Raw genomic sequence first — 9975 nt, forward strand, 5'->3', positions numbered from 1 at the left:
AATGAAGACGTATCCGCTAGTGCAGATCCAGAGATACCGCCAAAGAAAGTACTTGCCATCACATTCACCATGGCAAGTCCGCCTCTGATTTTACCAATCAAAACATTAGCTAAATTAATTAATCTTATCGATATCCCGCCTTCATTCATTATTTCTCCAGCAAGAATAAAGAATGGAATTGCTAATAGAGAGAATGAATTCAAACCTGATGCCATCTGTTGAATAATTGCGGCAGGACTGATTCCCATATACATTCCTGTTCCAATGGATGCAATCGCGATGGAAAGCGCAATCGGCACTCTAAGGATCAGCAGTAATATGAATCCGCCTATTAGTAATAATATTTCCATATTTTCACCCCTCTAGTGCATCTTCGTCAAATTCCTGATGCAATCCTTTTACAAATAACAATTCGATACCATTAATCGTGATAAAAATTCCTGCTACAGGAATAGCAGCATATAAATAGCTTGAGGATATACCCAATCCTGCCAGACTGGAGTAATTCATCAGCAGCATAAATTCTGTTCCAAAATAGATTAAGACGACGCCAAAACTAATAATCAGCAATTTCGTTAAGAATTCAATCAGGTTCTGGGTCTTTTCATTAAATTTTTTGACAAGCAACCCTACAGAGATATGCAGTTTTTCTTTGAACCCATAAGCAATACCAAATAAACTGATCCATACAAACAATACACGCGCAAGCTCTTCTGACCACGCTGGAGTAAAGCTTAGAAATGTGCGGGTAAATATTTGATACAGGATGACTAAAACCATAATGCTGATTAACGTTATGGAAATAACCAATAATAATTGATCCATTAGTTGCTTGGCCTTCTTTAGCGCTTTCATAAAAATCCCCCTTGTAGCTTAGAAGTTATTGATCACCTGACAGCTTGTCGATCCACTCTCTGTACTGATCACCATATTTATCGTAAACCGGTTGTACAGCTTCTCTCCATTCACTTATATCTTCCACTTCTGTCAGCACACTGCCTGCTTTTGTTACTTCCTCTTTGGAAACTTCCGTCAATTCTGCCCATGCCTCCCGCTGGACTTCAATTGACTCCATTGCCGCTTCTTTAAATATTGCCTGGTCTTCTTCACTCAGCATGTCCCATGTTTCCTGTGAAGCTAACAGGACTTCCGGTGCTCCTTGATAACCGTTTAACGTATAATGTTTCGCTATATTATAATGATTAGACGTATAGTAGCTTGGAAAGTTGTTCTCCGCACCATCTATTACCCCGTTTTGCAGCGAAGAGTATACTTCTCCATATGCCATTGGTGTTGCAGACGCCCCAAGTGATTCTACAATATCTATCGATAATTCAGACGATTGTACACGAATCTTTAAACCTTTCATATCCTCTGGTGACGACACCGGGCGGACCGTATTATAAAAGCTTCTTTCACCAGAATCATAGAATGCCAAACCAACTAACTTTGTTCCTGCAAACGTATCCAAAAGATCTTCCCCTACTTGACCGGTAAGCAGATCCCATTTCTCTTCTTCATTGTCAAACAGGAAAGGCATTGCCAGTACACCTATTTGATCGTTAAACTCAGTCAGCGGGGTTGAGTTAGTCCTGACAAAATCAACCGCCCCTAATTGGGTAAGCTCGACTGCACTTTTTTCTTCACCTAATTGACCGCCATGATATACCTTGATTTTATATCTGCCATCTGTCTTTTCTTCTACCAGTCTGGCAAACTCTTTTGCACCAATCGTTGTTGGATAATCAGCCGGCTGGTTCTCGGCCAAAATCAAAGTAGTTGTCTCCCCTGAGTTACTGAATGCAGATTGACTGCATCCAGCTAAAATTGCAGCAGCCAAATATATCAATAACACTGTTAACGCTTTCCTTTTCATCAAGTATCACTCCTATGCCGACTTTTTAAACACGCACTATTTTGAAAAACAACGGAGATATTATTATCAATACCACTTTAGATAACGCTATCATATAAGTTAATAACAACGTTGTTATTTTTATAATAAAGGAATTTATATAAAAAATCAAGAATGTAATTTTAGGGAACAGGCTCATCGCTTTACCCATGAGCCTTCGCCCTAGATCCTCAATATCTCTCTGATATCCTCTTCTGTCAGTTTCGTTTCTGACTTGTTTTCGACAATTTCCTCAATCAAATCCCGCTTTTTCACCTGCAGCTCGTTCATTTTTTCTTCAATCGTCCCGCGGGCAATCAGCTTGATCACTTCGACCGTTTTTGTCTGACCCATGCGGTGGGCACGGTCTGCTGCCTGCTCCTCAACTGCAGGGTTCCACCAGAGGTCATATAAAATAACTGTATCAGCACCAGTCAGGTTAAGGCCTGTCCCGCCTGCCCTTAATGAAATCAGAAAAATGTCACGTTCCCCTGTATTAAACCTGTCACATAAAGTCACCCGCTCTTCTGACGCTGTCTGTCCATCCAGATAAAAGAATGTCCTGCCCTGATATGCTAATTCATTGCCAATCAGCTGCAGCATTTTAGTAAACTGGGAAAAAATCAGGACCCTCCTGCCAGAAAGTCTGGCATCCTCTAATATTCGTTTCAGCTGTTCAAATTTGGCGGAACTGCCTTTATAGCCATCGACAAACAGCGCTGGATGACAGCAAATCTGGCGGAGTCGTGTTAAGCCTGCGAGTATTTTAATCCGATTTTTCCTAAAGGTGTCTTGGTTTAAATGTTTTAATGTCTCTTGTTTCAGTTTCGCAAGATAGGCAGCATACAGTTTCTTCTGATCTGGCAGCAGTTCGCTTGCTTCTACTTGTTCGATTTTTTCCGGCAGTTCTGCCAGCACGTCTTCCTTCACCCTGCGGAGCAAAAAGGGACGAATTCTCCTCGAAATCTTATCTCTTGTCAGGTTGCTGTATTCTTTTAAGCCAAGCAAAAGTTCCGGAAAAACAACATGAAAGATCGACCATAGCTCTTCCAGCGAGTTTTCTATCGGGGTTCCCGTAAGAGCAAAACGGTGATCTGCCTGAATCCTTTTCACTGCTTTCGCTGTCTGTGTGTATGGGTTCTTAAATGCCTGGGCTTCATCAAAAAACACGGTATGAAAGGTCTGCTTCTGATACCACTGAATGTCTTGAAGCAAGAGTGGATAGGATGTGATCAGCACATCCTTCTCCATTGCGTTTCTTTGTAATTTGATTCTGTCTGCTTTTTTTCCGTCAACAATTTCTGCATTTAATTCCGGGGCATACTGCTTTAGTTCGCTCAGCCAGTTATAAGTCAGTGATGATGGGCAAACAACAAGAACTGGCAGCTTTTTTTCACGGATATTCGCAAGTTCTGACAACATATAGGTGATGCTCTGCAGTGTTTTCCCTAATCCCATGTCATCAGCCAGGATGCCGCCAAAACCATAGTCCGCAATAGTTTTCATCCACTGATAGCCATGCTTTTGATAATTTCGCAATATTGATGACAAGCTCTCCGGCACGGGGAAAGCAGATTCATCTGGCTGCTTCACCTTCTTTAAAAATTGCCGGAAGGATTCTTCTATTGTGAAAGTGGACGGATCATCAACAGTGTCCATCAGCCTTAACCCTTTCACAAACGGTACTTCAAATTCATGTTCGACGTCCTGGGCAGGAACACTGTTTAAGAACCGCCTGATCTCATCGAATTCTCTTGTCTCGAGGGACATTAATGAGCCATTACGCAAACGGTAATATTTCCGCTTTTCTTCAAGGGCCTGTAGCAATTCGCGGATATGTTTTTCATGAATGCCTTCCAGTTCAAACTTGAACTCCAGCCAATTCATCCGCTCCTTTTTAAAGGCCACTCTGATCTTAGGTTGGGCACCGTTGAAAATCCGGTTTCTTACTGCAGTTGTTGCATAGATTTGGACAAGCGGCTCGAGCTCTGGGACGATATGCTGCAAAAACTCGTACTCCAATTTTTCATTGTGGAGAAAATAGCCGCCCTCTGTTTTCGTAAATGAGCTTTCTTCTATTAGCTGCAGTATCTGTTTTTCTTTCTGTTGGTCTCTGATAAAAGGCAGACTCTGATACTTTTCCTGATCTTCCAATGGATTGATCACCATATTGTCATAATGAAATTCCAGCCCTGCCAGCAGACGGTTTTTCACCCGATCAAGATAGAGCTTGGCCACGAGCGGCGTTTTGTCATAGTGCTCCCTTATTCCTCTTGACAGTTGAACAGAACCTAATTTCCGCAACCCTGGAATAATTTTTTTCATAAAAAAATCCATCTGCTCCTGCGGTATAGGAATAACATTGGTCCCTGATCCATCCAGCAGCTCCTTTAAATTTGCGAGCTGGTTGTTCTGCTCGATTGCCATTTGAATTAATTTTCCGTTACAGAAAACCAGACGATAGGAATGGAGTACAGTCATCCACTGAAAGCCGTAGATTCTCAACTGATAGTTTTCGCCTTCTGCTTCGGCAAAATCAAACCGTAATGGCAGCTTCTCGTCTGAAAGCTGAAGCCCTTCATATGTGTGATCATCATATTCCAGTTTCACCAGTGGCGCTTTTGTGAGTAATGGAATCAGCCTGTCACTGAACGATGGTGGAATAATCAGCAATTGCGGCTGCTTGGTATTCCAGTTCTTTTCATCCTCCATTACTTTTATCAGCTGCTCCAGAACTCGATCTGTTTCAGTTGGAAAGCAGTGCAGTTCAGGGTCATACGTAAAAGACTTGGATAGCGGGACTTGTGTCCTTTCTTTCACTTTTTGCAGAAAATCGCGAATATGCTTTACTTTTATCGGCCCAATATTCACCTCTACCCCGAACATATACTGCCTGTCGATGAGGACTGGCTTACATGTAAAAATGAGATGAAGGACATTTCTTTGCTCAAAGTGTGTCTGATGACCGCTGGAGCGCACAGGATTTTGGTCAAAGATCGTTTTCAATCCTTCTGTCAGTTTACTGGCTGTCTCCGTCTCGGCATTTGGAACTGTCCCATGCTCTCTGTGCTCATCAAGTGCAAGCAAAACGGCCGCAACATGCTGACAGTCATTTTGAAAGGACGGCAAGGTGGTGCACGTGCATGCTGTCCGGATTTCGCCGTCTGCTTCTGCACTTATGGTGACATGAAAATCCTCTTTCCCTTTTACCGTTGCCTTACAATGCTCGGCAGTATAGTAATCAAAGTTTACCTTATTGGCTCTATAATAAGCGTTTCCTTTTTTGAAGGAGACAGTACCACACCTGTCTTTGATGATTTTCTGATTTAATTGGATGTTCATGTGCTTTTGCCCCCTCCACTCGTTGTTCCGTCATCTTCTCCCATGATTATATTATAAGAGTAGAGGAATACAAAGGGACAGGCTCACTTCCTTTTTTTTAAAGAAAGGTGCCTGTCCCCCCGTTTTACAACAAGGAAAAAGCATCAAATGATATAGAAAAGAGGAGAAAGACAGTCATGATGGCGCCAGCAGCGATTCCTTTCGCTCTGTTATCTGGACCTGACGAATTGAGGGCATATCTGAAATAGAGAAAAGCACCGATCGCTATGAGGATAAATTCTGCTACGATACTTGCAGAAGCTGATTCCCACAAACCTAGACCAAGCAGCGGAAGATCGCCTAGATTACCAGGCAAAATAGCCAGGTCAGGACGATGAACGATCAAATCTAAAATCCAGTGACTAAAAACTACCATCCCAATAATTGTTCCGGATTTTTTTCCCCAGAATCTTGCAGCCAGAAGTCCAGCTAATACAGAAAGGATTAGCGCTCCCACTAATGAGTGACTATAAAATGCATAAATCATCAAGTTTGCATAACCACCCTCTCCTATTGGCTCCATTGTTTCCAGTCCGGCTAAGTTTAAGGGAAGAAATACGATATCCAGTAACTGTGAGCTGACAATCAATGTCCAAACCGGCAATTCCGGGGCTTTACTTTTTACTGCAGCTGCCACTCCAAAATGTCCAGCAAACACGTTAACACCACCCTTTAGCTTCAATTTGTGTTCACTTTTCATTATATAGCAGCAGTGCAGCCATTATTGTTAAGTTATTGTTTAGATGATTAACGCTGAAAGAGACTGGGACAGAAACATATGACCCAATCTCTATCTTATATGTTCATCAAATCTACTCCGTGGGCTGGAGGTTTTGATGGTTAAATGGCTTTTTCCTATCATAACTGCTGAGATTCTGGGGAGTTTTGATAGTTAAATGGCTCTTTCCTATCATAACTGCTGAGATTCTGGGGAGTTTTGATAGTTAAATGGCTCTTTCCTATCAAATCCCTTGAGCTTCAGGGGAGTATTGATGGTTAAATGGCTTTTTCCTATCAATTCTCCTGTCCTGTTCGGCATCTAATTCCCAGTATTCGCCAATTCTCCTAATGATCTTCCTCTAACTCCACAATTTTGTTTGTAATCAGATCTTTTTCTTTTTCGGCAACTTCACTGGAGATGATCTCTTCTCTTTGCAAATGCTCCATTGCATCATACTGAGCATAGAGCGAATGCTTCAACAGAGCTTTTTCCTGTTTTTCTCTCAGAGCAGGGTATTTGTCAAAAAGCTCCTTTATATCTTGGTGCAACTTCGTACGTTGCTCTTCATATTCTGCGATTATTCCTTGTGATACTACATCTGTTACAAATAATTTCTTTTTTACCTGAATGATTTCCTTGATACCAGTCTCAAAGCGGTGCGCACGTGCCATAAGTGCTTCATATTCCTCATAACTGGCTTCTTTTTTATTCACGCCAAGCCATGAAATTAGAGGCTTGATAGTCAGACCTTGGGCAACAAGGGAGAACAGTACTACACTAAATGCAAGCAGCAGAATTTCTTCACGTCCTGCAAAATCCCTTGGCAGACTAAGCACAAGCGCGATTGATAACGATCCTTTTAACCCTCCCCAATTGAGAATATGCTTCCAGGAGAGTGGAATGCTCTTGATGAAAAAAAGACTGCTGTAAACCGCAATACTTCTGGCAATAAGCACGATAAGAATCGCGAGAAAAATGATGCCCCAGTTTTCTGCAACATTGATTCTGGTGATTTCCAGTCCTACCATTAAGAAAACGAGGGAATTGGCAAGCAATGTGGCCACATCCCAAAAATTACTGATATTCAGCTTTGTTGCAGGGCTCATCCCAATTTTGGCACCATAGTTTCCAAAAATAAGTGCTGCAACAACAACGGCAATTACCCCAGATGCCTCCACACTTTCGGCAAGTAAGAAAGCGCCGTAAAAGAGAATGATACTGAATATAATTTCCAATGGGTAGTCATCAAAATATTTCGTCAGACGGGAGAATCCGTAACCCATCAAACCGCCGATAATCAGACCTAATGAGATCACTTTAATAAATTCCCATACCCCATAACCTGCTCCCAAAAGTCCGAGGTCCAGATACGAGATTAAGGAAAAAGCCGATATGTTAAATAAGACTACCGCAAGGCCATCATTAAATAAGCTTTCCCCTTCAATTACTGTCGCCAGTCTTTTTTTAACACCTACACTTTTAAAAATCGATAAAACACTGACAGGGTCTGTTGCACTCATTAAGGCTGCGAAGACAAAAGCGGCTGGGATTGATAACTGCAGCAGCCACATGGACGAAAATCCGATGATAAGAAATGACAAAAATGTACCGCCAAATGCCAGTGCAAGAATTGGCTTTTTGTTATCATTTAAATGGGAAAAAGGAAGTTTCAGTGCCGCCTCACCTAATAATGCCGGCAAAAACAATGTAATAATGACAAAATTAAAAACTTCCCCTTCCGTAATAAAGTCTTTTAATGGTTCCAGTACAGGAATGTTTATAAGTCCGATGGTTGCCCCAACGATGACCAATGCAATCGGATATGGCTGCTTGAACTTTTTGGCAATCGCCGTAATACCTGCTGCAATCATCACTAATATAAGAGCAAGCTGAAAAATATGATGGGCATCCAATTCATGCAAGATCTGTCCCTCCCTTATGCTTGTTTTCTTACAATACTAATTATTTTCCCCAATTAAGAAGAAAACAAAACGAGATCCCGTCATAGAAAAATTGAAAAGTCCATTTTCCATGTTTTAGTGGATCTCAGTGTAGGGTATAGATAGGAGGATGATCTCAAAAAGGAGGATTGGATGAACAGAAAAGAAAAAAAACGGCCTGGAACTGTCTTCTACGTCAGCTTTAGTATTATTGCCATTTTGGTTTGCTGGGGTGCTTTCTTCCCCGATAATTTAAGCAATACATCTAATACAGCAATGAACTGGATGAATAAATATTTCAGCTGGTTTTATATGATTGCCACAACGATTTTCGTATTAGCCTGTTTATATCTAGCTATTGGACCTTATCGTAATATCAAATTAGGCAAACAAGATAGTGAGCCTAGATATTCCTATTTTTCCTGGTTAGGCTTGCTGTTTGCTACAGGAATGGGGGTAGGGCTTGTTTTCTGGGGAGTGGCAGAACCTGTGCTGCACTATGTGAATCCTCCTCCTGGCTATCAGGCAGAAACAACAGCGGCGGCTGAGGCTGCTTTAAAATATAGTGTGTTTCACTGGGCTCTTCAACCATGGGGTGTTTTTGCCATTATCGGGTTGACTATGGCCTTTTTTAAATTCAGAAAAAACCGGCCTGGCCTTATCAGTCATGCCTTTTATCCTTTAATTGGAGAAAGAGCAAATGGAACACTGGGAAAAGTCATTAATATCTTCTCGACGATAGCGACAGCAATTGGTGTTGCCACAACTTTCGGTTTAAGCGCAATGCAAGTAAGTGGCGGAATTTCCGAAGTCTTTGGCACACCAAACAATCAGATTAGTCAATTAATCATCATCGCTGTTATTACGGCAATGTTTATCACTTCTTTATTATCAGGAGTAGACAAAGGGATGCGGTATTTGAGTACAAGCAATATTATTATTGCTGGTATCCTGATGGTACTTGTCCTCTTTTTAGGCCCTACCGCATTTTTATTTGACAGCTTTGTCACCGTCACCGGTCAGTACATTGGGGAGTATCTTTCATTAAGTTTGTCGTTATCCCCTTACGCAGACGGAAGCTGGCGAGGACAGTGGACGATCTTCTTCTGGGCATGGGTGATTGCCTGGGGGCCTTATGTCGGAACATTTATCGCAAGAATATCCAGGGGCAGAACGATAAAAGAATTTGTAATGGGCGTACTGTTTGTTCCTGCCCTGCTTGGTATTGTCTGGTTTTCCATTATGGGTGGAACAGGACTCGATATGCAAGTGTCAGGAGCTATCGATATCGCCAGTCAAGCTCAGCAAAATGAGGAATTAGCATTCTTCCTGATGCTTGGGGAATTGCCGCTTGGTTTGATTTTGAACATTCTGGGGATTCTGCTGATCTCGATTTTCTTTATTACCTCAGCTGATTCTGCAAGCTATGTATTAAGTGTGATTTCTTCTAAAGGGGTTCTAAATCCTAATAAGCTCGTAAAACTGGCTTGGGGATTCTGTATTTCGATTACAGCAGCGGTATTATTACTTAGCGGCGGTCTGGAAGCTTTACGAGCAATAGCGATTCTGGCTGCATTGCCGTTTACTGTGATAGTACTCGTGATGATCGTTTCCTTAATAAAAGGGTTGAAAGAGGAATTATGAGAGAAAGGGCCTGGGACATAACTAAAATACTTAACCTAAAATACGAACGATACTATAATGTAGAAAATGTACGCACACAATAAGCGTAGTCAAAATACTAAGACTCCAGCGGGAACAGCGCGAGCCGAAGATCCCGCAGGAAAGCGGGATTTGCTTTCCGAGGAAGCTGAGGCCGTGCCCAGCGGTAAAGAAGACACTACGAAAGTGTATTTTGCTTGAGTAGATGTCGCACTTATGCCTGTGGTGAAAGCGAAGTATTTTGACAGAGCGAAATATGAACCAATTTTTTCATGAACAAAAAACCCGGACACACTATTGAATGATATGCTCCCCTTAAGGTAGACAGATTAAAAATATAAAATCTGTTCATCTTAAGGGGAGTTTTTATGTCTAAT

7 protein-coding genes are annotated in these 9975 nt (G+C 41.8%); 1 reads left to right on the top strand and 6 read right to left on the bottom strand.

All coding sequences use genetic code 11. The features are described from left to right. The 6 genes from F9U64_RS23250 to F9U64_RS20785 all read right to left on the bottom strand — a co-directional run. The coding region (locus F9U64_RS23250) for a TRAP transporter large permease subunit (RefSeq protein ID WP_228275824.1) at positions 1-350 on the bottom strand (350 nt) is incomplete at its 3' end. 4 nt (positions 351-354) lie between these two features. Further along, positions 355-855: a TRAP transporter small permease gene (locus F9U64_RS20765; protein WP_153406811.1), complete on the bottom strand. Its 501-nt coding sequence runs from the start codon at positions 853-855 to the stop codon at positions 355-357. Positions 856-880: 25 nt separating this feature from the next. Next, positions 881-1876 (bottom strand): TRAP transporter substrate-binding protein, encoded by a 996-nt coding sequence (gene dctP, locus F9U64_RS20770; RefSeq protein WP_153406812.1) that lies wholly within the window; start codon positions 1874-1876, stop codon positions 881-883. A 201-nt stretch (positions 1877-2077) separates the two neighbouring features. Further along, complete coding sequence (locus F9U64_RS20775) at positions 2078-5236, bottom strand: DEAD/DEAH box helicase (protein ID WP_153406813.1); 3159 nt, start codon at positions 5234-5236, stop codon at positions 2078-2080. A gap of 124 nt (positions 5237-5360) precedes the next feature. Further along, entirely contained in the window at positions 5361-5933 is a 573-nt protein-coding gene (locus tag F9U64_RS20780) for a permease (protein WP_153406814.1), read from the bottom strand. 407 nt (positions 5934-6340) lie between these two features. Then, positions 6341-7918, bottom strand: coding sequence for a cation:proton antiporter (locus F9U64_RS20785; protein ID WP_153406815.1), 1578 nt, complete (start codon positions 7916-7918; stop codon positions 6341-6343). A 171-nt stretch (positions 7919-8089) separates the two neighbouring features. Between F9U64_RS20785 and F9U64_RS20790 the strand changes: the two genes are divergently transcribed. Continuing rightward, positions 8090-9580: a BCCT family transporter gene (locus F9U64_RS20790; RefSeq protein ID WP_153406816.1), complete on the top strand. Its 1491-nt coding sequence runs from the start codon at positions 8090-8092 to the stop codon at positions 9578-9580. Positions 9581-9975: the final 395 nt, after the last annotated feature.

Origin of the sequence: Gracilibacillus oryzae (assembly GCF_009498735.1) — a bacterium.
GTDB classification, from domain to species: Bacteria; Bacillota; Bacilli; order Bacillales; family Amphibacillaceae; genus Gracilibacillus; species Gracilibacillus oryzae.

Bases quoted from the DNA above. Each gene is read 5' to 3' on its own strand.
- F9U64_RS20765 (WP_153406811.1), bottom strand. From the start codon at position 855: ATGAAAGCGCTAAAGAAGGCCAAGCAACTAATGGATCAATTATTATTG.
- dctP (WP_153406812.1), bottom strand. From the start codon at position 1,876: ATGAAAAGGAAAGCGTTAACAGTGTTATTGATATATTTGGCTGCTGCA.
- F9U64_RS20775 (WP_153406813.1), bottom strand. From the start codon at position 5,236: ATGAACATCCAATTAAATCAGAAAATCATCAAAGACAGGTGTGGTACT.
- F9U64_RS20790 (WP_153406816.1), top strand. From the start codon at position 8,090: ATGAACAGAAAAGAAAAAAAACGGCCTGGAACTGTCTTCTACGTCAGC.